The 25,426-nt window shown below is 34.6% G+C and carries 26 protein-coding genes; 19 read left to right on the top strand and 7 right to left on the bottom strand.

Translation table 11 applies throughout. The annotated features are described in order from the left end of the window. Position 1: 1 nt before the first annotated feature. Positions 2–1,945: a GTP-binding protein gene (locus tag ABH955_RS03295; RefSeq protein WP_404453303.1), complete on the bottom strand. Its 1,944-nt coding sequence runs from the start codon at positions 1,943–1,945 to the stop codon at positions 2–4. Between the two features lie 264 nt (positions 1,946–2,209). On the opposite strand from ABH955_RS03295, the gene ABH955_RS03300 reads away from it, so the two are divergent. From ABH955_RS03300 to ABH955_RS03345, 10 genes are all read left to right on the top strand, one after another. Then, positions 2,210–2,638, top strand: a complete 429-nt coding sequence (locus tag ABH955_RS03300) for a MarR family winged helix-turn-helix transcriptional regulator (RefSeq protein ID WP_000204160.1) — start codon at positions 2,210–2,212, stop codon at positions 2,636–2,638. 18 nt (positions 2,639–2,656) lie between these two features. Beyond that, positions 2,657–3,295 carry a nitroreductase family protein gene (locus tag ABH955_RS03305; RefSeq protein ID WP_404453306.1) on the top strand — a complete coding sequence of 213 codons (639 nt, stop codon included), beginning with the start codon at positions 2,657–2,659 and terminating at the stop codon, positions 3,293–3,295. A 46-nt stretch (positions 3,296–3,341) separates the two neighbouring features. Further along, positions 3,342–3,635, top strand: a complete 294-nt coding sequence (locus ABH955_RS03310; protein ID WP_002142306.1) for a putative quinol monooxygenase — start codon at positions 3,342–3,344, stop codon at positions 3,633–3,635. A 122-nt stretch (positions 3,636–3,757) separates the two neighbouring features. Then, positions 3,758–4,714 carry an AAA family ATPase gene (locus ABH955_RS03315; protein ID WP_265324634.1) on the top strand — a complete coding sequence of 319 codons (957 nt, stop codon included), beginning with the start codon at positions 3,758–3,760 and terminating at the stop codon, positions 4,712–4,714. Continuing rightward, entirely contained in the window at positions 4,711–5,820 is a 1,110-nt protein-coding gene (locus ABH955_RS03320; RefSeq protein ID WP_061688471.1) for a DUF58 domain-containing protein, read from the top strand. The genes ABH955_RS03315 and ABH955_RS03320 overlap by 4 nt, the downstream gene beginning before the upstream one ends. A gap of 15 nt (positions 5,821–5,835) precedes the next feature. Continuing rightward, positions 5,836–6,573 (top strand): signal peptidase II, encoded by a 738-nt coding sequence (locus tag ABH955_RS03325; RefSeq protein WP_404490873.1) that lies wholly within the window; start codon positions 5,836–5,838, stop codon positions 6,571–6,573. 349 nt (positions 6,574–6,922) lie between these two features. Beyond that, positions 6,923–7,429: a DUF3902 family protein gene (locus ABH955_RS03330; RefSeq protein WP_404447238.1), complete on the top strand. Its 507-nt coding sequence runs from the start codon at positions 6,923–6,925 to the stop codon at positions 7,427–7,429. Positions 7,430–7,881: 452 nt separating this feature from the next. After that, positions 7,882–9,048 (top strand): serine hydrolase domain-containing protein, encoded by a 1,167-nt coding sequence (locus tag ABH955_RS03335; protein ID WP_404447235.1) that lies wholly within the window; start codon positions 7,882–7,884, stop codon positions 9,046–9,048. 329 nt (positions 9,049–9,377) lie between these two features. After that, entirely contained in the window at positions 9,378–11,132 is a 1,755-nt protein-coding gene (locus ABH955_RS03340; RefSeq protein WP_404447233.1) for an adenine deaminase C-terminal domain-containing protein, read from the top strand. Positions 11,133–11,245: 113 nt separating this feature from the next. Next, positions 11,246–11,767, top strand: coding sequence for a hypothetical protein (locus ABH955_RS03345; protein WP_404447230.1), 522 nt, complete (start codon positions 11,246–11,248; stop codon positions 11,765–11,767). Positions 11,768–11,889: 122 nt separating this feature from the next. On the opposite strand, the gene ABH955_RS03350 is transcribed toward ABH955_RS03345, so the two are convergent. Beyond that, positions 11,890–13,269: a catalase gene (locus ABH955_RS03350; protein ID WP_404447228.1), complete on the bottom strand. Its 1,380-nt coding sequence runs from the start codon at positions 13,267–13,269 to the stop codon at positions 11,890–11,892. Positions 13,270–13,540: 271 nt separating this feature from the next. On the opposite strand from ABH955_RS03350, the gene ABH955_RS03355 reads away from it, so the two are divergent. Then, positions 13,541–14,758, top strand: a complete 1,218-nt coding sequence (locus ABH955_RS03355) for an aspartate aminotransferase family protein (protein WP_404453314.1) — start codon at positions 13,541–13,543, stop codon at positions 14,756–14,758. Positions 14,759–15,061: 303 nt separating this feature from the next. Beyond that, entirely contained in the window at positions 15,062–16,513 is a 1,452-nt protein-coding gene (locus ABH955_RS03360) for an MFS transporter (protein WP_012261183.1), read from the top strand. Positions 16,514–16,581: 68 nt separating this feature from the next. On the opposite strand, the gene ABH955_RS03365 is transcribed toward ABH955_RS03360, so the two are convergent. Genes ABH955_RS03365 through ABH955_RS03375 form a run of 3 tightly spaced genes read right to left on the bottom strand, consistent with a single transcriptional unit; the run spans position 16,582 to position 19,755 of the window. Further along, entirely contained in the window at positions 16,582–17,691 is a 1,110-nt protein-coding gene (locus ABH955_RS03365; RefSeq protein WP_404453317.1) for a DUF4018 domain-containing protein, read from the bottom strand. Continuing rightward, positions 17,666–18,829 carry a DUF58 domain-containing protein gene (locus tag ABH955_RS03370; RefSeq protein WP_404453320.1) on the bottom strand — a complete coding sequence of 388 codons (1,164 nt, stop codon included), beginning with the start codon at positions 18,827–18,829 and terminating at the stop codon, positions 17,666–17,668. The genes ABH955_RS03365 and ABH955_RS03370 overlap by 26 nt, the downstream gene beginning before the upstream one ends. After that, the gene (locus ABH955_RS03375; RefSeq protein WP_012261180.1) at positions 18,826–19,755 is read right to left on the bottom strand and encodes an AAA family ATPase; all 930 of its coding nucleotides are present in this window, start codon (positions 19,753–19,755) and stop codon (positions 18,826–18,828) included. Before ABH955_RS03375 ends, ABH955_RS03370 begins: the two co-directional genes overlap by 4 nt. A gap of 204 nt (positions 19,756–19,959) precedes the next feature. Here ABH955_RS03375 and ABH955_RS03380 point away from each other — a divergent pair, with 204 nt between their 5' ends. Both ABH955_RS03380 and ABH955_RS03385 read left to right on the top strand, forming a co-directional pair. Then, on the top strand, positions 19,960–20,277 hold the full coding sequence (locus ABH955_RS03380) for a PadR family transcriptional regulator (protein ID WP_000991891.1): 318 nt from the start codon (positions 19,960–19,962) through the stop codon (positions 20,275–20,277). 7 nt (positions 20,278–20,284) lie between these two features. Beyond that, positions 20,285–20,821, top strand: coding sequence for a DUF2812 domain-containing protein (locus tag ABH955_RS03385; RefSeq protein ID WP_404453323.1), 537 nt, complete (start codon positions 20,285–20,287; stop codon positions 20,819–20,821). 117 nt (positions 20,822–20,938) lie between these two features. On the opposite strand, the gene ABH955_RS03390 is transcribed toward ABH955_RS03385, so the two are convergent. Next, complete coding sequence (locus tag ABH955_RS03390; protein ID WP_404453326.1) at positions 20,939–21,235, bottom strand: hypothetical protein; 297 nt, start codon at positions 21,233–21,235, stop codon at positions 20,939–20,941. A gap of 191 nt (positions 21,236–21,426) precedes the next feature. Between ABH955_RS03390 and ABH955_RS03395 the strand changes: the two genes are divergently transcribed. Next, complete coding sequence (locus tag ABH955_RS03395) at positions 21,427–22,536, top strand: lactonase family protein (protein WP_404490874.1); 1,110 nt, start codon at positions 21,427–21,429, stop codon at positions 22,534–22,536. Positions 22,537–22,702: 166 nt separating this feature from the next. On the opposite strand, the gene ABH955_RS03400 is transcribed toward ABH955_RS03395, so the two are convergent. Further along, the gene (locus ABH955_RS03400; RefSeq protein ID WP_002013535.1) at positions 22,703–22,951 is read right to left on the bottom strand and encodes a hypothetical protein; all 249 of its coding nucleotides are present in this window, start codon (positions 22,949–22,951) and stop codon (positions 22,703–22,705) included. Between the two features lie 282 nt (positions 22,952–23,233). Here ABH955_RS03400 and ABH955_RS03405 point away from each other — a divergent pair, with 282 nt between their 5' ends. The 4 genes from ABH955_RS03405 to ABH955_RS03420 are packed head-to-tail and all read left to right on the top strand — an operon-like array spanning position 23,234 to position 25,376. Then, positions 23,234–23,617, top strand: coding sequence for a VOC family protein (locus ABH955_RS03405; RefSeq protein ID WP_404453331.1), 384 nt, complete (start codon positions 23,234–23,236; stop codon positions 23,615–23,617). A gap of 15 nt (positions 23,618–23,632) precedes the next feature. Continuing rightward, the gene (locus ABH955_RS03410; RefSeq protein WP_404453334.1) at positions 23,633–24,175 is read left to right on the top strand and encodes a GNAT family N-acetyltransferase; all 543 of its coding nucleotides are present in this window, start codon (positions 23,633–23,635) and stop codon (positions 24,173–24,175) included. Then, positions 24,175–24,762: a kinase gene (locus ABH955_RS03415; RefSeq protein ID WP_404490875.1), complete on the top strand. Its 588-nt coding sequence runs from the start codon at positions 24,175–24,177 to the stop codon at positions 24,760–24,762. The genes ABH955_RS03410 and ABH955_RS03415 overlap by 1 nt, the downstream gene beginning before the upstream one ends. A 35-nt stretch (positions 24,763–24,797) precedes the next feature. Then, on the top strand, positions 24,798–25,376 hold the full coding sequence (locus tag ABH955_RS03420) for an HAD-IA family hydrolase (RefSeq protein WP_404490876.1): 579 nt from the start codon (positions 24,798–24,800) through the stop codon (positions 25,374–25,376). Positions 25,377–25,426 lie beyond the last annotated feature (50 nt).

The following is a 25,426-nucleotide window of genomic DNA, read 5'->3' on the forward strand; positions in this document are numbered from 1 at the left end:
TTTAGTAAGCCTTCAACACATGAAGCAAATAATCTTTCCGATTTAGCGGATTAAAGTCAACACGTTTTCGAGTAGGGAAGGGAGCCGTAAGTTTTGTAAAACCACCTGGCTTTGTTGTAAAGATTCCTTCTCCTTCAGCAAATGAATGGAGCATTCGTTTAAAATTCTCTGTTTTTGCAACAGGTAATGATCCTGTTAACTGGTAAGAATCATTATTTAATATAGGCTCTACAAAAGTTGCTGGTATGGCAGCGAGCTTATACATTGTGGTACTAATTGCGTGCTCTGGTACAGTTAATTCAAATTCGTTTAATGGCTCATATACACATGTTTCAGCCCGTTTCAAAGCATCCATTAATACGAGCGGTGTTAAATTTCTAAAGTCACTCGCTGTTGTAACAGGGCTTGCATAGCCGGTATGTGTTAATGTGACGATAATGTCCGTAACTTCCCATCCAAATAAACCTTGTTTTAACGTTTGAAATACTGTATCTTCAATCGCTTTATGAAATGCTAAAGGCAGTGATCCAAGTTCAACACCTAAGTTATACGTTATGCCAGAGTTAAGCGCGCCACGTTCAACTTTGAACCCAATTGTTGCGTAAAAAGGATTCTCTTTTTCGCCCATTACATCAAAGCTATTCCCTATGCCAATTGGTTTTTCAATACATACAACTCGCGTGTTTGAAAAGGTAACTTGTAAATTGTATTTTTCATAAAGTGTTGTTTCGATAACTTCTTTTTGTACTTCACCGAAAAGGCGAATGTATAGTTCATTATGAACATCGTCTTTCCAAACTTTAATGAGAGGATCTTCTTCGCATAGTTCCATAAGTGCAGCGTATAAATCATGAATTCGTTCTTTTGGTACTGCTTCAATAGCAGCTTCCATTTGTGGTTCGGCAAAGTGAATATCCTTTATATAATCCGTCCGCTTACCGATAATATCACCAATTTTGATATTCGTAAGTCCCGATACTTTGCAAAACTCTCCACTATGAACAGTAGAGGCTTGAACTGCATTTCCATTATGAAATATGCACATTTTTTTAATCTTCTCTTTATGTGATAGAGACTCACTGCGCTGAATATCAACATATTTTCTAACGTGTAAACAACCAGAAAATAGTCTTACGTAAGCAATCTTTTCGCCAGAAGATTCACGTTCAATTTTAAATACAACACCGGATAATGTTTCATCTTGAGCCGATTTAGTAGCTGGAATTAAGGCTGAAATATTTTTAAGTAATTCAGTTACTCCTATACCTGTCATTGCTGAACCAAAAAAGATAGGAAACACATTTGCTTGTTGTATTTGTTTTTCTAGTTCTTTTCTTAATGGCGTATCTGATATTATTTCGTTATTTACATATGACTCAAGCAATGATTCGTTAAATGGTGCTAACAGTTCCATACAATCGTCATAGGATTTATATTCAATAATCCGAGCGTCCTTTGTACCTTCGTTCTCTACAGAGTAGAAGGGGGATGCTTCATTTGAAAGAAGCTCTTTTATTTGTTTCACAACTTTTTCAGTATTTGCGCCACTACGGTCTATTTTATTAACAAATAATATAGTAGGTATGTTTAATTTCTGTAATGTCCGCATTAAAATCTTCGTTTGTGCTTGCACACCTTCAACGGCAGAGATAACTAAAATCGCACCGTCTAAAACGCGGAATGATCGCTCCACCTCAGCGATAAAATCAGCGTGTCCAGGTGTATCAATGACATTTACTTTTAAACTGTCAATAAAGAAAGAAACGACCGATGCTTTAATCGTAATTCCGCGCTGTCTTTCTAATTCCATTGAGTCAGTTTGCGTGCTTCCGCTATCAACGCGGCCAATTTCTTTAATTACATTCGTTTCAAAAAGAATTCGCTCAGTCAAACTCGTCTTGCCAGCGTCTACGTGCGCGACAATCCCTATATTTATTGTTGTCATATATAAATATCCTCATTTCACTTTCCATTTTTAATTCCTCATTTCTATGTGTGTATTGCCGCATTACAATCACTCTCCAGTCATTTAAATTATTACTATTATAATGTAATTTACATTTTTTGTAACGCTACAAAGCGCCTTAATTTGGAAAAAATAAAAAGAAAACAAAATGCTTGCATTCTAAATCGATATAGATTATATTAATTGACATATCAACTATTGATACATCAAACATTTTTGATTTGGATGTAAAGGAGGGGTAATTTGACAAGTTCATGCTCAAAAGAAGCGATTATTTTATATAAATTACACTTTCTAAATAAAGAAGTAAGTTCGAAGTTTGAAGGGTGTACAGGTATGAGTCAGTCTCGATTAGAGCTTATACTTCAGTTATTTGAAGTAGATGAAATTAGTCAAAAAGCACTTCAGCAAGAAGTGAATATTGATAATGCCGCGATTACGAGGCATTTAAAACAGCTGGAAGCAAACGGAATGATTACAAGACGTAAAAATCCAGATGATAACAGAATTACGTTAGTGTCTCTTACAGAAGAGGGACGAAATAAAATTCAAGTGTATCAAGAGGAAAAAGAGCGTTTCGCTACTTCAGCATTTAAAGGATTAAGTGAAGAAGAACGCGACAATCTTTTAACGATGTTAGACCGCATTCAAGAAAATATAAAAGAACTTTAAAAAAGGGAGAATACAACTATGACTAACTCAGTAAAAACAAATGATTTTAACGAAATTTTAACAGGACGCCGTTCAATCCGTAAGTACGATCCTTCAGTGAAAATTAGCAAAGAAGAAATGACTGAAATTCTTACAGAAGCAACACTTGCACCATCTTCAGTAAACATGCAACCATGGAGATTCTTAGTTATTGAAAGTGACGAAGCAAAAGCAACACTTGCGCCACTTGCGAAATTTAATCAATCTCAAGTAGAAACATCTTCAGCAATGATCGCTGTATTTGGTGATTTAAATAACTTTGATAATGCAGAAGAAATTTACGGTACAGCAGTTGAGCGCGGACTTATGCCAGCAGAAGTAAAAGAAGATCAAATGAAAAAACTTTCAGGTTACTTCTCAATGGTTACACCAGAAGTAATGAAAGATACTGTATTAATTGACGGTGGTCTTGTAGCAATGCAATTTATGTTAGCAGCACGTGCTCACGGCTATGATACTTGCCCAATTGGTGGATTTGAAAAAGACCAAATCGCAGAAGCTTTCGGATTAGACAAAGAGCGTCACGTACCAGTTATGTTAATTTCAATCGGAAAAGCTGCTGACAGTGGTTATCCATCAGTACGTCTTCCAGTTGAAAAAGTTGCCCAGTGGAAGTAATTTTATAAAAAAACAGAAATAAGTGAGATATGAGAGGGGAAACACCATGATTATTATTCACGCAATATTTCAAGTAGATCCAGCAAAACAACAATCGTTTTTAGAAGAAATTCAGCCATTACTTCATGGTTCAAGAGAAGAAAGTGGAAATGTATCTTACGATTTATATAAAGATACTGAAAAAGAAAGTGTTTATACGATGGTAGAAGTATGGAAAGATGAAGCAGCAGTTGCGAGTCATAATACGAGTGAACACTTCACATCTTTCGTTAGTAAAGCATCACAGTTTTTAAATGCTCCGCTTGATATAAAAGCTTATAATGGAACGTTAGTAAAATAATATGGTTATAGAAGATGACTTTGGCGTATGCTGAGGTCATCTTTTTTATTTTGATAGGAATATATTTACTTCTAACGTGATGTGTTATAATTTGGAAAATAAATATTCTTAATTTTAAAAATATTTTAAAGGTGGTAGTGAAATATATGAACATATTAAAGAAAATCACTAACAATATTTCAAAGGTCATTATAGGGAAAAATGAATCGATTGAACTAGCAGCTATAGCTCTTATAGCAAGAGGACATATTTTATTAGAAGATGTACCTGGGACGGGGAAAACAACATTAGCGAAAAGTTTGGCTAAAAGTGTGGACGCTAAGTTCCAAAGAATTCAATTTACAGCTGATACTTTGCCTGGAGATGTTATTGGACTCGAATATTTTGATGTGAAGGAATCGGAATTTAAAACGAGGTTAGGGCCTATTTTTGCAAATATAGTATTAGTTGATGAAATTAATCGGGCTGTACCGAGAACACAATCTTCGTTACTTGAAGTTATGGAAGAACGTACTGTTACAATTGCGAAGCAGACACATTCACTACCAGAACCTTTTTTAGTAATTGCAACGCAAAACCCTCTTGAATCGGCTGGTACATTTCCTTTACCTGATGCACAATTAGACCGATTTTTACTTACTATACGCCAAGGTTACCCTACGAGAGAAGCGGAAAAGGAAATGATGAATCGGTTCCAAACGAATGATCCATTAGAAACGCTACATTCTATTATTTCAAGTGAAGAAATAATAAATATACAAAAACTTGCAAGGGAAGTGTTAGTAGGGAATGATGTGCAAGATTATCTTCTTGAAATTATTGAAGCAACCCGTAAGCATGAACTGATTGAAATTGGTGTAAGCCCGCGAGGCACATTGGCATTTATGCGGGCAATCCAAGCACGAGCAATATTAAATGAAAGAGATTACTGTACACCAGATGATATAAAACTACTAGCTGCATCCGTTTGTGCTCATAGGTTAACGTTAACGATAGAAGGGGAGATGAAAACGACGAAAGAACAAATCATGAAAGAAATTCTTCATACGATTAGTGTGCCAGTGGAGAATCTACGATGAATCAACAGCTTGTGTATACACCTTTAGCCGAGCCTTTCGTAATAGGAGTTATGTCAGTTGTAGCCGTTATTTTATGTGTATTTTCAAGTAATCTACTCATATTATCTCTCGTATTTTTGTATGTAATTTTAATAGGTACTATGCATGTATACATACGTAAAGTATCTCGTGTTCAATGGGAATACAATCAAGGTAATTCGAACGTTTTTATAGGTGAAACGAATACGTGCAAAATAAAAATTTCAAACAACGCGATATTTCCTATTTTCAATATCGTATTTCGATTTAAATGTGAAAACAAGCTAACTTGGAATCATGATGAACTAAACAAAAATCATAGTACAGGTTCAAATTATTATTTGAATTTCAATATAAAAGGTGGAGAGACCGTTTCATTTGATTTACAAGCTGTAGCATTAAAAAGAGGTATCGCGAAATGGGAAGAAGTTGAAATTGTTATTACTGATCCATTTGGATTCATAACGAAACATATAACATATAAACAAGTTGATACGCCGTCCTATTTAGTTTTACCAGCCGTTCCGAAAATACAAGTTCCTGAATTACAAGAATGGTCACGCGGATTTCGAAAAGCAATGTCTTCTCCGCTATATGATGAAATGAAAGTAATGGGAGTGAAGTCTTATGAAAATGAAGATTTTCGTTCTATCCATTGGGGTGCAACAGCAAAAACAGGGACGATAACTGCGAAAAAATATGAACGAACACAATCTGATAAATACGCGATTTATCTCAATTTACAAAATAAAAGTGGCGTTTCTTTACGAAATGATATTGAAGAGCTTATTGAATTAACCGCAGGCATATGCAAACAACTGCTCATGCAAGATTGTTCATTTGAGTTATGGATTAACAGTGTGAAAGGTAACGGATTGTTACATGTAAAGAACGGGGATAATCGGAAACATTTGCAAAATGTATTAAAGGTACTTGCCTCAATATCGGACCAAGATACGCCTGTATCATCTTCTTATTTTTACACAGCTGGATTTCGTCGTAAGGAATTGGATGCGGTTCCTTTAATTCTTGGTACTTCTCCAAGGAAATATAGTAGAACGAATAAATGGATTGTAATTAAAGAATAAGAAAGGGCTTATGTCATGTTGAATAAAAAGCGGCATATGAAGGTGAAGTTTTGGAGTGTAAAAGCTTTAATCATGCTTTTCTTTGCGATTAGTGCGATCATGTTATCACAAGGTATTGTGCATGTACAAGACATAGTAAAAGAGCGTTTTTTTAGTGAGACTGAGACCAGATCGGAAAAGAATTATAACTTTATAAGCAAAGACGAACCGTATGATGATTCTGCAAGATTTATAGATGAAGAAACAGGAGATATAGGTATAAGAACGACAACGGATAGGAAATTTCCACCTTTCGAACGAGAAAGGTCATGGGGAGACGTATTTTCTGTACTTTCAAATTCATGGATTACTATAGCGTTTTATATGATTATCGCAGTGGCAAGTATATATTTTCTCTACAAATCTATTAGGAAAAGGTTGACGAAAACAGAAATAGAGCAGGAGAAACAATCTGTAACAAAAGAGAATACGGTAAGAACTGTAAAGGATGAAAAAGTCATTCATCAGTTAGAGCAACCGTTACCTACAGATATGATAAGGAAAACGTTAGTTGAATGGGAAAGAAGTTTACCATTTCATGAACAGAGAAGGTCTTATGAAACGATACAACAATGGTTAAAACGAATATGTCGAACGAGAGATATTATTCCGATATATGAGTCTGTTCGTTATGGTGAAAAGACGTATACGGAGTTAGATGTTAAGAAGACTATGCGGTGGATAGAGCGGGATGGAAAAGGGCGATGTGAATAGTAGAATGTACTATATGAAAATAAAATGATGGCTGAGTTAATCTGAATATGAAAGTTATATAAGTAAATAAAATTAGCTGCAAATTAATTTTATTTACTTATATTTAATTGCATGTTAATGTATACTTAATTTTTTAATATCTCTACCAATGGAAAAAGAATATACAAGCTATATGGAACTCTTTGTAGAGTATTGCTTCTTTAATTGTTCATGAGTGTATCTTTGTTTTATTAATATAGAATGAAAAAAGGATGCATTAGAGCTAAACGATTAACGGGTAGCATGTTAATAAAAAATTACATGAGTTTAGTAAAAACTTATAATTTATTTTTAAGGGTGTGAAAATATAATGAAACCGGTATTGAAAAGCATACTTATTTCCTTTGCTTTTTCTGCAGTAGGGATGTGTTGGTTGCTGTTCATGTTATTTAGAGGAGGCGGAGACTGGTTATTGTCTTGGATAGGTGTATTAATGGCATATTTATCTTTATACACTTTAATAGATTTATATTGTAAAAATACATACGAAAAAACATTAAATATAGTGCTTATAAAATCAACAGTTACTACCTTTAGTTTTGGAGTATTAGGAATCATATTTGGTATAATACACGAGCTATTAACACCATGGAGTCTCAGTTTAATGGTTTGGTATTGGCTGCTAATTCTACTTTTATTTTTAACGACCATAATATTATTAGTTATTTTAGTATTTGTAAATCGTAAAGATCAAAATTTCCCCGGGGTATATAGATTACTTATACTTCTAAGTTTACTTCTTACGTTAGGACCAGTATTGTGGCCACTGTTTTTTACTATTATTGGAAATGGTATGAATGCTAGTGCAGGATGGTAAAACTGAATAAAGATTAGTAGTTTAAAGAAGTGAATGAAATAAAAAGTTGATATAGGATTTTAAGTATGTAAGAGAACGTGTTTTGATAAATTGAAAACACGTTCTTTTTTTATTGTTAATATTAATATGAACTCCTTAAATTTATAAGATAATTCGATTGGGAAAAAGATATGTTACTGGAACAAACATATATGTACCTTTGAAACGAACGCAATTAATGAATCATCTTAAAAATAATAAAGACGAGGTGAAATGAAAATAAGGGCAGTTAAGTGGCTGTCCTTATTTTATATGCCCTTTTTATTTTCATGCATAGCTCTTTCGCAGTTTATCGTATCAAAATTTGAACGTAAGTATTTCGTAAGGAATGGATAAGAAAAAAGAGAGTTTTATCATATAGGATTAAAGTATAACTTGAATTAATCCGATATTAATAGAGGAGAGGGAGCCTTATGAAAAAATGTAATTCAATTAAGTTAGCAAGTTTGGCAGTTTTATTAGCGGGTACTACTCTATTCACACCAGGTTTTACTGTGAAAGCAGAGTCTGTTCAAAATTTATCTAGTCCGTCACAATCACATGATCAAAAGAACCGAAATGGTTGGAAACAAGTAATGCAGGAAACAGTTCAGCTTGGAACCCCAGGAATATTAGCGAAGACGTCTAACAATGGAAAGATTAGTAGTTATACTGCTGGCGTCGCGGATTTAAATACAAAGAAAACAATGAAATCGGATTATCGTTTTCGGATTGGGAGTGTGACGAAGACTTTTACCGCTACGACTGTTCTTCAATTAGTAGGAGAAAATCGCGTGCAACTTGACGATCCAATTGAAAAGTGGCTACCCGGTCTCATTCAAGGAAATGGGTATGATGGCAATCAAATTACGATACGTCAACTTTTGAATCATACGAGTGGTATAGCTGAATACTTAAAGTCAAAAGACGCTGACATAATGAATTCGAGAAAAACGTATACAGCAGAAGAAATAGTGAAAATGGGACTTTCTCTACCCCCAGATTTTTCACCAGGTAAGGGATGGCTGTATTCAAACACAGGATACGTGATATTGGGAATGCTTATTGAAAAAATAACTGGAAATAGTTATGCGGAAGAAATTGAAAAGCGAATTATTGAACCTTTGGATCTGTCAAATACGTTTTTACCAGGGAATTCACCCGTTATTCCAGGAAAGGATCATGCTCGTGGGTATATGAAAATAGAAGAAACAAGTGAATTGAAAGACATGACGTATTATAATCCGAGTTTAGCTAATTCAGCTGGAGATATGATTTCTAATGCGGACGATCTAAATAAATTCTTTTCATTTTTACTTGGTGGTAAGTTACTGAAAGAACGTGAGCTAAAAGAAATGCTTACTACAGTTCCTATAGAAGGAAAAGGTGTTGGTGATGGATATGGGCTTGGGATCTATGAGACTAAACTTCCAAACGGTGTTTCAGTTTGGGGTCACGGAGGGGCAATTCCTGGATTTACAACTTTTGTTGGCGGAGTAATGGGAGGCAAACATACATTAGCTGCCAATATTAACTCTTTAGGTGCGATGGATGTTTTTACACAGTTTAATAAAATGATGCAAATTGAATTTAAGAAATAGATGAAAAGAAAGCGAATGGAATACTGCTTTAAAGGACAGTATTAGCATTCATGGTATGGCAGCAATCAAGTATATGTAGAACATAAATACGGATACAAGTGTAATTCAATCTTATAGTCTAGTATAAAAAGATGTCAGTTGCATGACATCTTTTTTATTTTGGATCAAAGAGATATATTACGAATTTTGAAAATTGTTATTTTTGTAATTATTACATATAATAAAGGGTATAGGGGATATACAGGGGAGTTATGAATGGATAATACTTTAGTTAGTTAATTAATTTTTGTTTTAATAAATAAAAGTAAATTGATGTGGAGTGAAGTACATTGGGACAAAATCAGTTTAGATGGAGTAACACACAATTACGAGAACATGTTGAAGTAATAGATGGCACAAGAAGCCCGCACATTTTATTCAAGAATGCAACATATTTAAATTCCTATATGCGCGAGTGGGTGCAAGCAAATATTTGGATCTATGATGACCGCATTATATATGTAGGAGAAAAACTACCAGAGCAACTACATGAATGTGAAGTGATTGATTGTGATGGAAAGTATGTAGTTCCTAGTTACATTGAACCGCATGCACATCCATATCAATTGTATAATCCAGAAACTTTAGCGAATCATGCGATGCAGTTTGGGACAACAACTTTTATTAATGATAATTTAACTTTATTTTTCACGTTACAACGTGAAGAAGCATTTCATTTATTAGATGAATTTGAAAAGATTCCGGCAAGTATGTATTGGTGGTGTCGTTTTGATGGACAGACTGAACTACAAAATGGGGAATCTTTATTTAATAGTGAAGAAATAATGGAGTGGCTGAAGCATGAAGATGTTCTTCAGGGCGGCGAGTTAACAGCATGGCCAAAACTATTAAATGGCGATGATGAAATGTTACATTGGGTGCAGGAAACAAAGCGCTTACAGAAAAAAGTAGAAGGTCATTTTCCCGGTGCGTCTGAATCAACGTTAGCGAAGTTAAAGTTACTAGGTACTGATTGCGATCATGAAGCGATGACGGGGCAGGAAGCATTAACACGTCTTATGCAAGGTTACACCGTTACTCTTAGAAACTCTTCTATCCGTCCAGATTTAGAAGTTTTACTGAAAGAATTGCTGGAATTAGGTGTCAAGCAATTTGATAGATTCATGTTCACAACAGATGGTTCACATCCGTCATTTTATGAAAACGGAATGACGAATAGGATGATAGAAATCGCGATAAAGCAAGGAATACCAGTAATTGATGCCTATAATATGGCAAGCTATAACATTGCTTGTTATTATAATATGGAGCATTTACACGGCGCGATCGCGACAGGAAGAATTGCAAATATTAATATTTTGGAAAGTAAAGAAAATCCGATTCCAATAAGTGTAATTGCAAAGGGTAAGTGGATGAAGCGTGACGGAATAAACAAAAATGCATCATTACATATAGACTGGAGTAAATTCAAAGTAACTCCATTATCATTAGACTGGTCTTTAAAGAAAGAAGATATGATTTTTTCTGAAACAACAGGTATAAAATTATTAAATGATGTTATTTCAAAACCATATGTAACTGAAATCGACTTAAACGGTGAGGAACTTTCTCTAGATCATGATGAGTGTTTCCTTATGATGATTGCTCGTGATGGTACTTGGCGAGTGAATACAGTTGTAAAAGGCTTTGCAAATAAATTAGGAGGCCTTGTTAGCTCCTATTCCGGTACAGGTGACATCATCCTCATTGGAAAGAGTAAAGAAGATATGCTTACAGCTTTTCATAGGGTAAAAGAGCTTGGCGGGGGAATGGTAATAGCTGAAAAGAATGAAGTATTACACGAAATAGCATTACCATTGCTCGGGATTATGTCTAATTTAAAAATGAGTGAATTAATACAGGAAGAAAAACAGATGGTGAAATTATTGCAAGAGCGTGGCTACGCGTATGACGATCCGGCATTTACGATTTTATTCTTTTCTGCGACGCACTTGCCTTTTATACGGGTAACACCTATAGGATTATATGATGTGAAAAGTAGTAAGGTACTTGCTTCGCCGATGAAACTGATAAATCAATATTAAAAGGAAAGGTTCTATAAAAAGTCTATTTTATAGGACCTTTCTCATTCTTAGCATAAGAATATCCTAAGCCTCAAATAATATAGTATCTAAATCATTTGAGGTGATACTTAAATATGAAAAAACTATTGTATGTTTTAAGTGTATTTATTTTGTGCGTATCTATACAGCATGTGGTACATTCTCAGTCAAATGCACCAAGGTTATCTTCGGATTGTCTGGAAGAAAGTAAAATTCGTGATGAAAAGTATGTGAAAAACATTATGAATGACATTATATCTACATTTGATTTAAAGATTGATGGAAATAGTTTTTGGGAAATTAGTAAAAGAGACCTAGAGGCTGCACATTTGATGTATGGCGGAAGGGAAAATGATTCTTATTATAATTCGCTAACTAAAGTTTATGATAGTGGTGGATATAGGGGAGAGCCTAGATTATTTGTGAAGGCGCAAGAAGCATTTTTACTTTATAAAGAAATAGACGATACTAATGTAATGAAACGCCTAAACCTTGAAAAAGGGGAATGGATTGTTACCGAAACGAAAAAGAAGCAAGGGAAAATCGTGGAATACAAGCCGTTACAATGTGAAAAGGATTATCTGGAAAAAAGAAATGAGTACCATAATATGAAATGAGATGACGAAAATCTTGAAGGGGAAAGATTTCGTTAATAAATGTACATTGGTCGATAGAAATCACGAGTAAGTTCGCAAAAAAACGTCATTTTAATCATTAAAAATGACGTTTTTTTATATTCTTAAAGCCTTTGCATCGCACTCTCAATCCTCTTTGCCAAATCAGCTGACACTTCATGGAAATACCCTAAAACTACCTTTCTTATATCATCGGAGATAACTTTCAAATCACTAGCTAAGTTTTCGGCAAGATGTTCTTTTTCTATCGGTTGTAACTTCGCATAAAATTCACCAGGCTGCCCAAAGTCGTCTTGCTTAGTTATAGAAGCTCTTTCAAGTTTTCCTTCAACGTATCTTCCGTCACCGCTAGTTGCTTGATTAGCAGGTGTCCAATTTTGCTGTTGGTTGATCGCTATTTTACGAAATTCAGGTCCAATTCTTCTTCTTTGAGAATCACTATAAATGTTAGCACGACCTTGTAGCATTTTATCATCTGATAGTTCTGCACCGTCTAGTAAATTAGAAGGGGAGAAAGCGACTTTTTCTACTTGTTCTTTATAGTTTTCAGGATTTTTATTTAATACCATTTTGCCTACTGGTATAAGAGGATACTCCTTTTCATCCCATACTTTTGTATCATCTAAAGGGTCATAAGAAAGGTGTGTTTCATCTTTAGGATCCATGAGCTGGACATATAAACCATATTCCACTGCTTTACCAGCCTCAATTGCATCGTATAAATCTTTCCCGCTATAATCAGGATTTTCGGCGGCCAGTTTATTTGCTTCCTCACTAGTAATGAATTGTACACCTTCAAATGGATACCAATGATACTTTACATACTTTCGATAACCTTGAGCATTTCTCCAAACATATGTATTTACACTATGTCCTGGGATGTGGCGAAGACTTTTTGCCGTACCAGCATCAGAGTATAAACGGACAACAAAATGAATGGATTCGGGTGCTCTAGCAACAAAATCCCAAAATCTATCAGGGTCTATTAAGTTATTTTTAGGTGAAGGTAATAACGCATTAATAGTTTCAGGGAAACGCATCGGATCACGAACAGAAAAGACAGGAAGGTGGTTACATAAAAGATCAAATACGCCTTCTTTTGTATAAAATTTTGTAGCAAAACCTCTTACATTTCTAGAAGTATCAGGTGTTCCTTTCGTACTAACAGCTAATGAAAATCGAACCATAACAGGAATTTTCTCATTAGAATTTTGTAAAAAGCTTAGTTTTGTATGTTCAGACATCGGATATATCGTTTGAAAATAACCGAATGCACCAAATCCTTTTGCATGAACAGGTCTTTCTAAAATTTTTTCATGAATAAATTCTTGTAACGCCTCGTGCAGTACATTATCTTGCTTTAAAATAGGTCCACGTGAACCAACTGTTTGAGAGTGAAGTATAGCTTGTTCATTACGTTCTCCATTTTCATTAAAGCCTTTCCCTAGTAAAGATTGTCCCTGTTTATCATAGTTTTCATCCATCGATATAGCCTCCAAATCTTTTTTTTCCATTGTTACTAAATATGATTTTATAGCCTTGATTATGTATGAAACGCAAAGTTCAAAATAGTAACAGACCGCTAGATGAAAAAAACGTGTATGTAGTGGACCTGTTGAAATAGAAGAAATTATGGAAAAATGAATATCGGGAAGAAAATTACTATTAAAATTACAATCTTAAAAATGAATTTATACATGACTTTATAGAGAATGAACATAAATAAACAGGGAAAATAACTAGGAGGAATTTAAAATGTCGGATTGGTTTCAATTAGATAAAGAATATATGATGCCTACGTATTGTCGTACGAAGGTTGCAATAGAAAGAGGAGAAGGGTGCAAGCTTTATGATGTGGATGGTAAAGAGTATGTAGATTTATTTTCTGGTGTCGGAGTGAACGTATTAGGGTATAATCACCCGAAAATCGTGCAAACGACAATGGAGCAAGTTACGAAGTCTCTGCATCTTCCGTTTCATTTTTTAAATCCAGTTGCGATTGAGTATGCAAAGAAATTAGTTGATTGCTCTTTAAAAAATGGAAAAGTCTTTTTTACAAACTCTGGTACGGAAGCGACAGAAACAACATTGAAATTAATTGATAAATATAGAGCGAATACGCATGAGGAACGTGAAGGAATCGTAGTGCTGAAGAATAGCTTCCACGGGCGTACGTTAGGGGCACTTCATTTTACGAGACAAGAAAGTGTATATCAAAATTTCCCTAAAACATCGATTCCTGTATATGAAGTAGAGCGCGAGAATATAGAGCAATTAGAAGAAACAATTGTTAAAGAAAATCCAATTGCGATTATGCTAGAGCCTGTATTAGGTAGCGGGGGGATATACCCTTTATCGGGTGAATATTTACATGGTGTTCAAAACTTATGTGATAAATATAATGTCATTCTTATCGTTGATGAAGTTCAAAGTGGTATGGGGAGAACTGGTAAACTATTTGCTTATCAAAATTTCAATATTACACCGGATATTATTCAAATTGGTAAGGGAGCAGGAGGCGGGATACCGCTTGGCGGAATTATTGTAGGTGAAAAGTTATGTGATGTATTTGCACCAGGAGATCACGGCACAACGTTTGCTCATTCTTCAATGGGAACGGCTTTAGGGTTAACGGTTTTAAATACATTGATTGACGATGGTTTAATGCAAGAAGCGTATGAAATGTCACACTATCTAAATGATAAATTGCAAGAAATTCAGAAAGAAAATTCTTATTATATTCAGGAAGTACGTCATGCTGGGATGATGTTTGGAATTAGTTTGAATGATAAGAATGAAAATGTTAAGAAATTACAGGTGGAGCTAATGGAGAAAGGAATGTTAGTTGATGTTACACAAGGGAACATCATCCGTTTACTTCCTCCATATATAATTACTAAAGAAGAAATTGATGCATTTATTTATGAGCTTATCTCCTGTATTCATAGCTTATCAGCTATAGCGAGTGTTTAAAAAACTTTATAAAAAAGCACCTTATTTTTAATTCAAATAGGAAGAAAATAGGGGTGAAAAAAATAAATTTACGTATTAAAATAAAAAGCTGAAAAAGGTACTCGTATAGCGCCTTCTTCAGCTTTTTAAAATAGTAAATTACTTAATCTAGGAAGCATCTCGTTGGACAAATAATTAATTATGTGAAACAATAATAACAGATAAGGAGACGTTGCTTTTCCTTAAGTGCTTCGTATTGAATTTATTCTAGTAAGAGAAGGTGTGCTTAAAGAAGTTAAATTAAATAAGGGGCTGTTTTACTATATGCAACAAAATAATGATTTGAATTTTGAACCTCAAGACGTTAATATTGTCAATTCTAAACAAGCGAAAAAAGCAGTTATTGCTACTGGTATAGGGAATGCAATGGAGTGGTTTGACTTTGGATTATACGCGTATTTAGCGGTAATATTAAGTCAATTATTCTTCTCAGGTGTGGATAATAGTGGTTTGCAACTTGTACTTACATTTGGTACATTTGCAGCGGCCTTTCTCGTTCGACCAATCGGAGGTATTTTCTTTGGTAGAATAGGAGATAAGTATGGCCGAAAGATTGTTTTAAGTACAACTATTATTTTAATGGCACTTTCTACATTATTCATCGCATTACTACCAACCTATGAACAAATTGGTGTATGGGCACCAATACTACTTTTAATTGCTCGAATGATTCAAGGCTTCTCTACAGGCGGCGAATATTCAGGAGCAATGGTTTATATCGCAGAATCTTCTCCAGATAAAAAGCGTGGTATACTCGGTAGTGGTCTTGAAATTGGAACACTCTCAGGTTACATTGCTGCCTCGGTAATTGTTACCATTTTAACGTTATTATTAACAGATGAGCAAATGCTCAGCTGGGGATGGCGTATTCCTTTCTTAATTGCTGCACCAATTGGTTTGGTCGGTTTATATTTACGACGTCATTTAGATGAATCTCCAATCTTTCAAGAGATGGAAAAAGCACAAGAGGAATCTGAAGACAACGAACAATTTTCATTTATGGATATATTAAAATATCACAAAAAAGACTTCTTATTAAGCACAGTAATTGTTGCCTTCTTTAACATTACAAACTATATGATCCTTTCGTATATTCCTTCTTATTTAACACAAGTACTAAAAGTCAAAGAAACAACGGGCTTATTAATTATTTCAATTACGATGGCACTTATGATTCCACTAGCACTTTATTTCGGTAAATTAAGTGATAAAGTAGGTAATAAACGCGTAGTACAAATTGGTTTACTCGGTTTAGCATTATGTTCAATTCCAGCATTTTTATTAATTGGTAACGGACATATTGTAGCCATGTTTGCGGGTATTTTCATTTTAGGTTTCTTCCTTAGTGTATATGAAGGAACATTGCCTTCGCTATTACCAGCACTCTTTTTCACAGATGTACGTTATCGTGCGCTTTCTATCTCCTTTAATATTTCTGTATCTATATTCGGTGGTACAACGCCGCTTGTATGTTCATACTTAGTTCATGCTACTGGTAATCCACTGGCACCAGCATTTTATTTAACAGGTGTAAGTGTAATTGGATTAATTGTGTTTAGTGTACTGTTTGTCACAACATCAGGACGTGCACTAAAAGGTTCTTATCCTACTGTAGAATCGAAAAAAGAAGCACATCAAATTGCTAAAGAGGATCCTGAAGAAACACTTTGGTGGCATGAAGAATCTTTAGAAATTGAAGCAGGAAAAAAAGCATAATTTGTGAAAAGCAACGTGGACTTTTACACAAAAAGACTCCTAGTTTAATAGGAGTCTTTTTGTATACATCATTTTCTCTTCTTCTTCAAACTCTTCTGATACGCATAAAGCTTATAAACCTCTTCCTTAAATTCATGCAGAAGTACAGTGTTTTCACCATTTGAATAACGCACTACATTATACGCGTCTATAATAATATGACTCTGAATATTTACCTCTTCTTCATCATTAATTCTCTCTAGCCAAGCTTCAACAGTTTCTCCTCGTTCTCGGTTTAAAGGGGGGGATAGTTTACTCTCGAGTTTGAAAATTTCTTTACGAATTTCGTTATGTGGTGGTTTATTTCGTTTGAACCGTTTTGGGCTAATGCCTTCTTTATCAGTAATGATTGTAGATTCAAAGACAGGCATATTTGGTAAACTCAAATGTTTTCGTTTTTTTACTATTTTCCAAACGACGTAAATAGCGATGGCTGTACAGGCTATTATTGTAATGCTATTTATGAGAGTTGGATCAAAAGGACGCTGCCCCAGGTCCTCTTTAATTTGAGGATCTTTTAAATTTCCTTTATTCGACCAAAAGTCGTCTGTATCTTTTAATGCAGCTGCCGAGAACAATGGATTTAAAGCATAACCAAATCCTAAGGCAACTACTTGTATGATATAAGAAAAAAGAAGCCGAATATAAGGAAATACCGGAATAAGTAAAACGCTAATTATTCCAATCGTAATAATAGAAGTGAAACGTAATAGCTGTTGATTACGATTGGAACCTGTTAACCAAAATGTAATCATAATGTGTAAAGTTAATAGTAACAATTTCCACAATGGTGGAAAGGGGGCATAAAATATAGCTGAAACGACAAACCATACAATACCGCCTAACGATTTTTGTACTGGATATCCCGGTCCAACAGAGTGTAAGATAAAGAAAAACAGTGGTAATAATATTGTGCCTAAAATAGAGAAAGGTAGAAATAAAGAACAACCGATTATTTGAATAACTAACAGTAGTACAAAACCTGTTGTTTTTTTCTTCATAAATTTATGAAGAAGAAATATTCCTACATAACCGGTCACTAAAAATATAGCAATACCAACTAGTTCGTCCCTTTCTGTTAATAACGAAAGGAGGAGGAGCAGAATAAAGTCATTAACGTGATAGAGCCAAGTTTTCAAGCTTCTCCACCATCCCTTCATTATTAATGAGGAACGTAGGCTGAGATAGAAGAGGGAGATCATTCTTCTGCATACCGATGTATATCATTGTAGAGGATCGCTCCCTTTTTCTCGTTACATAGTGAAGAAATCCTTGTTTTGGAAGTAACGTACTATCATCTGAAATACGTGCTAATTCCTCTAAAGCCTTCCCGTAATGTGTTTGTCCTTCATTTAATGGTAAATGCAATGCACCAGTTTCTGCTAATAGACTAATAAATAATTCAAACGGTATTTGATGCTTCGTTGCGAATTGACAAATGTATGTTGTAAATGAAATAAGGTCTTCTACATTTTCTTTCCAACCGAATCCGCGATCAGCAGCTAAAGAAAGACAAATCGTCCAACTATAATTTTTTACAGGTTCATATTGCTTCGCTTGTAACGCCTGCATTTTGGCGGATGCTTTCCAATGAATAGAGCGGAATGATTCACGCTCGTAGCGCTTTACACCGATAATGGATGTTTCATCATTGTAAAAAGAGAAATTCGTTCGATACGAACCTGTTAATAGTTGCTGAAGTTCTTGTAAGCCGGCTACCTCTTTAGGAGAAGGGTACACAATAATTTCAGCCTTTAACTTATCGAAAACAGGTAAATGTACAGTTAAAAGATGAAAAGGATCTTTTAAAACACATTCGAACTGTTCAATTTGAAACACACCACGCTTCGTTGCGGTTAATGTTAAATCCCATTTTTGTGCTGAATGAGCAGGTTGTGAAAATGGGAAAGAAAATAACGTTTTCGATATTTGTTCAATCCCTTGATCCTTATGCGGTATAAGAGATGAATTTAAATGAAAATAACAAACGCCGTTAACAAGTGGTATGTTTGCACCATTTTTTAAATGAATATAAAATTGTCCAGATTCATCTGGGAAAAGCCGAGTTGTTTGTTTCTCATTTATAATTTGAAATTTTTTCTCTAAGTAAGCGACATATTTATAAATGAAAATCGCAAATAAATAGTAGAAGAAAAAGAGAAACATAATAATTCGTTGCGGCAGAAAAAACGTAAAAAGTATAGCGCCTGGCACAGTTAATTGAATAATATGGAGTTGAAAAAATAAAGGTACAGTTACAACGCGCTGTCCATTCATGCTTGTTCAATCTCCACAGGTACGTCCACTTCTTTTAAAATCCTTTGCATTAATTCATTTTTTGTCGTACGTAAAGCTCCTTCCATTGATAAGACGATACGGTGATTCCAAACGGAAGGAACTAAAAATTGTATATCTTCAGGTGTGCAATATTCTCTGCCGCGTAAAAAGGCTAGTGCTTGAACGGCACGTACTAAAGCTAATGTAGCACGCGGGCTTACACCGTTAGCAATGTAATCATGATTTCTTGTAGCGTGAGCAAGCTTAATAATGTAATGTTCTAACGGTTCTGATACGAAAATTTCTTTCACTTGTTTCTGTGCTTCTAAAATGTCTTCTAAAGAAATGACAGATGTGACGCTTTCTAACGGTGCATTGTTACGAAAACGGCGCATCATTTTTAATTCATCTTCAGGAGACGGATAACCAATTGAAATCGTCATTAAAAAGCGATCAAGTTGTGCATCTGGAAGAGGGAAAGTTCCTTGTGATTCAATCGGGTTTTGCGTCGCAATAACAAAGAATGGTTTCGGAAGAGGAGTAGACTGCTTTTCAAGCGTTACTTGTCGTTCTTCCATCGCTTCTAACAAACTAGATTGTGTTCTCGGCATCGCGCGGTTAATTTCATCTGCAAGTAGTATATTTGTCATAACTGGTCCAAGTCTTAATTCGAATTCACTAGTTTTTGGATTGAAATATTCAATACCTGTTACATCACTCGGAAGTACATCAGGGGTAAATTGAACGCGAGAAAAATTACCACCAATGCTTTTAGAGATTGTTTTTGCTAGTAATGTTTTTCCAGTACCAGGTACGTCTTCAAGCAGTACATGTCCATCAGCAAGCAGTGAAACGAGGAGTAAATCAATTACATTTTCCTTACCGACAAAAACAGATCCTATGTTTTCTTTTAATTTATTTATCATATGTATCATTCCTTTCAAAATAAAAGTGGATATTTCTATATTTTAACAAATTATTCAGAAAATTGGTATGATTTTTTAATCCGAAGAAATAGATATTTAATTTTAATATTACACTTGCATATTTTGGAATATGATTACACAATATCGTTATACGATGTATCGTAAGTCGATATATCATGAAGCGATGTATCGGAGGTAGTTATAATGAATGCGAAAGCGCAAAAATACATTCCATTAACTGAGGCGACATATTACATATTGTTGTCACTTGTAAAGCCAATGCATGGTTATGGAATTATGCAAATGGTAGAAGAGATGACAAATGGGGAAGTAAAGCTCGGTCCTGGTACTTTATATGGGAATACTACGAAGTTATTAAAAGAGAAATTGATTGTTGAAGTTGCCTCTACAGACAGAAAGAAGTGCTACGAGTTAACACCATTTGGTAGAGAAGTGTTAGAGCTAGAGTATAACAGACTGCAGAGATCTGTAAGGAATGGAAACAGTATATTAGGGGAGTGAATGGAAGATGGAGACAAAGAAGATATTCAAACCTTTCGCGGTATGGAGCGTAGAAAAAGAAGAAGCTTTTTTACGGAATATGCACCAACAAGGCTGGGCATTACAAAAATACAATGTGATGTATACGTTTAAGAAAACGGAGCCGAAAGATGTAATATATAAAGCGGATTTTAGATTGGATTATAAAGATTCAAAAGAAAAACAAAAAGAATATATTGAACTATATGAAATGTGTGGCTGGAAACATGTAACGAGTTTTACAAAATGGAATTATTTTTGTAAGGAAGTAGAAGAGGAAAATGAGTTGCCGGATATATATTCAGAAAAGGAGACGAGGATACAAAAACTAAAGGAGTTATCACTATTCTTTGTTATTATGTTAGCAACTATATTACCATCAATGTATAACGTATTTTTAAGTCCGATAGAATCAAGAGTGCCTATTTGGGCGAAAGTTATGGTGGGGGTTGTTAGTTGTATGTGGATGTATCTCTTTATAAGGCTCTCTTGGAAAATTAAGAAATTGAAAAGCGAAATATTATAATAAAGAGCGGATTTTAAAAGAAGATGATTTCGTAGATATTATACGGGAATCATCTTCTTTCATTTCTATGTAATTTTATTTTGTTCACTCTTTTTTACATAATAAAAGACTGTATATTTAAGGAATAGAACTAACAGTTACAAAGATAATACTAGTAATAATACCTAAAAAAATCATAAATGATGAAGAAACGATTAATAATAATGAACTACTGATTAAGACTATTTTATTAGAGTTTTGATGTTTAAAGTGGTAATAAAGTAAAAAGCCGCAAACAGTAGAAACAATCCATATAGCTAGACCGTAAGGAGTTGTTATCTTCTTCCAATCGAAAATCCAAAAGTAAAAAATACTTATGTGACAAGTTAATAGTAGAAATGTAGATGGAATCATTAACTTTTTATTTAAAATCATTTATTTCACCTCTCTTATGTAAATATTACTAAAAGAGTGTGGAGTTGAAAATATAATAGGGAAGTGAATAAGGTTTTCACTTAAAGAAACTACGAGATGAGTAAGAGATATTTCTAAATCAATTTCCATTTGCAGGGGAATTTAAATGGAAAAAGAACCATATAAAATTATGAAGGGAGGAGAGTCATAAAATGCAGAGAATGAACAATTATTTTCGTGCTCGTGCGAGTATGGTATACATGATGACTAATAATGAAGTAATGAATCACATTGTTGCTTTTCATATGGATACGAATGGAGTGCTCACTTTTGTGGGTTCTTACCGAACTTACGGAAGAGGTACTGGTATAAAGGAAGTTTCTACAGAAACGGCAAACGATGGTATAGATCCTCTAGCATCACAAGGTTCTCTCACTTTGTCCCGTGATGGTCGTTTCCTATTTGCAGTTAACGCAGGCAGTCATAGTATTAGTAGCTTTATCATAGCAGATAACGGGGTGCCGACTTTCGTGGATGTAAAGTCATCAGGGGGTGCTCAGCCCAATAGCATTGGTGTGTATGATAATCTTCTCTATGTCTCCAATGTAGGTAATGCTGCAAACAATTTTGCATCAAATATTACTGGATTTCACATAGATGATAAGGGAAACCTTACACCTATTCCAGGATCCACTCATGCTCTCAGTACCTTTAATGCTCAGCCTGCACAAGTGCTCTTCACCCCGGATGGTAGTAAAATTGTTGTCTCCGAGCTTACATCAAACCATCTCAGTATCTTCCATGTAAATAAAGATGGTACGGTTACAGGACCAATTGTTAATGATTCTTACGGTAAAGGCCCATTGGGTGCTTACTTTCTATCGTCCGGAATTCTCTTAGTTACAGAAGCGGTTTCAAATGCGTTGTCATCTTATTCATTGAGCAATGACGGTACTCTTCATGTAATCAGCGGCTCTGTACAAAACGGATATAAAACTGCCTGTTGGGTTATAACAACGAAGGATGAACGTTTTGCCTACACTACGAACACTTTAAGTGGCACCATCTCCACCTACCAAATCGCCCCCAATGGAGTACTGTCAGTAGTAAGGCATATTACTAGTACACCGCCGGGGACAGCACCGGGTCTTCCGATGGATGTTGGAGTGAGTAAAGATGGACGACATTTTTACACCCTTAATGGAAATCAGGGCACAGTGTCAGTATTTAATATTCACAGTGATGGTAGTCTAGTAAGGTTGCAGGTTGTTGCTTCATCAAATTTTCCTTACTTTGGGTCGCAAGGCTTAGCTGTTCTTTGATTCTATTGGGCCGCTATATTTGTGTGGAAAAGAAAAATATATAACGGTGTATGAATAGTAGACATGTAGATGAATTAGGAACCTTTGATTAAACAGCAATTGTCCACCTTACTTACGTAAAACGGAAAATCCCCCTATAGAAAATTGATAGGGGGTAGGGAAATGTTTAAGAGAAAGACTGATTTTGCGCAGGTTTTATAAATTGTTCTGGGTTTTCAACAAGCCCACATACAGCACATTGGACGCGGTAAGTAGGTCCTTGATAAGCCATATGAAAAGCGTTCATCGTTTCATTCGTGTATTCTTCTTCTACATGACCAGTTTGTGGATTTAATTTTACTGGTTTTACTTGTTGCTCAAGAATATTAAAGCGCGTTCGGTTCGTTTTACAACTTGGACAAAGCATTGGTTCCATATGTATACACCTCCATTTGTAGCATTTCTTAAGCGGTATGATTTTATGCAAGTAAAAAAACTTTCTCAATATAAATAGGTGTTTATTATATTTAAAATTCAGAAAAAATAAAATATAATAAATGTAAGAACTGGTTATGTCCAAACCAAATCTCCTGTTTTATGCCAATAAGCTGGGGGGCCGAGAAATCGGCCTCATTTTTTTGTGCCCATCTCAATAAGGTACAAGGTTTTTAAAAACATTTGTCGAATTTTTAAAGGTGAAGGTTAAGGGGGAATAATTATGAACTTAAAAATGAAATACATTATTTTATATGTAGAAAGGTTTGAGCAATGTCTTCAGTTTTATAAAGAAATTTTAAGATTACCAATAAGAGAAGAGCACGGTACATATATTGAATTTGAAACAGGAGCAACAATTTTAGCGATGAATACACGAGAGGATGTTAAGGAGTTAACGGGACTACCTCTTACAGAAGGTGTACTACAATCTTCTCATTTTGAGTTAGGGTTTGTTGTAGAAGATGTAAAGGGAACGATTGAGAAATTAAAAGAACAAGGGGTGAAAGTTCTAGTTGAGCCAATCGTAAAACCGTGGGGACAAACAATTGCTTACATTGCTGATCCAGACGGTAATTATATTGAAATTTGTAGTTCATTAGAATAGAGGGAGAAAAAGAGGATGGGGTTTCCAAAATTAGAGACAGAACGTTTACTATTAAGAGAACTTACACTATTAGATGCAGAAGCGATGTTCCATTATTTTTCAAAAGAATCCGTTATTCGTTATTTTGGAATGGACTCTTTCGAAAATATTGAGCAAGCGAAAACGACAATTCAAACGTTTAGAAAGCGTAATGAAGAGGGAAGCGTATTTCGCTGGGGAATAGAGAAGAAAGGAACGGATCAATTAATTGGTACGTGTGGATTTCATTTAATTAACAATCATCATAAACGGGCTGAAATTGGTTATGAGCTAGATGATACATATTGGGGGCAAGGATACGCAACCGAAGCACTGCAAGCAATGCTAGCTTACGGATTTGAAACGTTGCAATTTATAAGAATTGCAGCTGTCGTATATATAGAAAATGAAGCTTCCCGTAATTTATTAACAAAAGTCGGATTTCAAGAAGAAGGATTACTTCGAAAATATATGATTCAAAATGATGTTGCTCATGACACGGTCGTTTATTCATTATTAAAAGAAGATTGGCAAAAGTAATGAGCACAAATGAAATAATGAAGGTTATTAAGGAACATAAAGATAAGCGATTTATAATAGGTATAGACGGACTAAGTCGTTTGGGTAAAACAACATTGGTTAAAAAATTAGAAGAAAATATGAAACGAAGTGGAATCTCGTTTCATATTTTTCATATTGACGATCATATTACCGAGCGTAACGAGCGATATAATACTGGATTTGAAGAGTGGTATGAGTACTACAACCTTCAATGGGATATCGATTGGTTGCTGCGAAACCTTTTTCAAAAGTTACAAAGCGACATTGAATTAGAATTACCTTTTTATCATGATGAAACAGACTCATGTGAAATGAAAGAAATACAGCTTCCTTTAGTAGGTGTAATAATTATAGAAGGCGTTTTTCTGCAGCGAAAAGAATGGAGAGATTTCTTTCATTATATGATGTATTTGGATTGTTCAAGAGAGACAAGGTTTCTACGTGAAAGTCCAGAAACGCAGAGGAATCTTTCAAAATTTCAAAGTAGGTATTGGAAAGCTGAGGAGCATTATTTGGAAGCGGAATTGCCGAGGGATAGGGCGGATTTAGTAATACAAAATATGTAACAATGTAAGTAAGTACAAAATAGAAGGTGTATAAAATGAATATATTATGGGATTTTGATGGGACGTTATTTAATACGTATCCTGCATATACAATGATGCTTTCTGAAATATTAGGTGATGCAGTAGATAAACAAGAAATATACAAAAACTTAAAAATATCATATTCCCACGCAATCCAGTATTACAACATTTCAAGTGCGCAGGAAGAAAAGATTAAGGTTTTGAAGAAAAAGTTTACTCCAAAAGATATGAAACCATTTGAAGATGTCGAAGAGATTTTGAAATTTGCACATAAAAACGTGATTATGACACATAAACATAGGGCAGGAGTTATGGAAATCTTAAAATATTACGGCTGGGACAAATACTTCGTCGATATGGTTACAATTGACGATGGTTTCCCCCGAAAACCGAACACTTTATCTTATGATCATTTGCATAAAAAGCACAGTATTGATTTAGCTATTGGTGATAGAGAATTAGATTTATTACCTGCAAAAGAATTAGGTATTTCAACATGTATGTTTCAAGGGAATTGTGATGTAGCGGATTATTCTTTATCGCATTACTCGGAATTTTTTAACGTAGTGATTGATAGAGAGGTTATTTTATAAATAATTCAAATAAAACCTTTACTTTTTGCTTGAAAGTAGAGGTTATTTTC

Source organism: Bacillus sp. RC240, from assembly GCF_044907945.1.
Lineage (GTDB): Bacteria > Bacillota > Bacilli > Bacillales > Bacillaceae_G > Bacillus_A > Bacillus_A mycoides.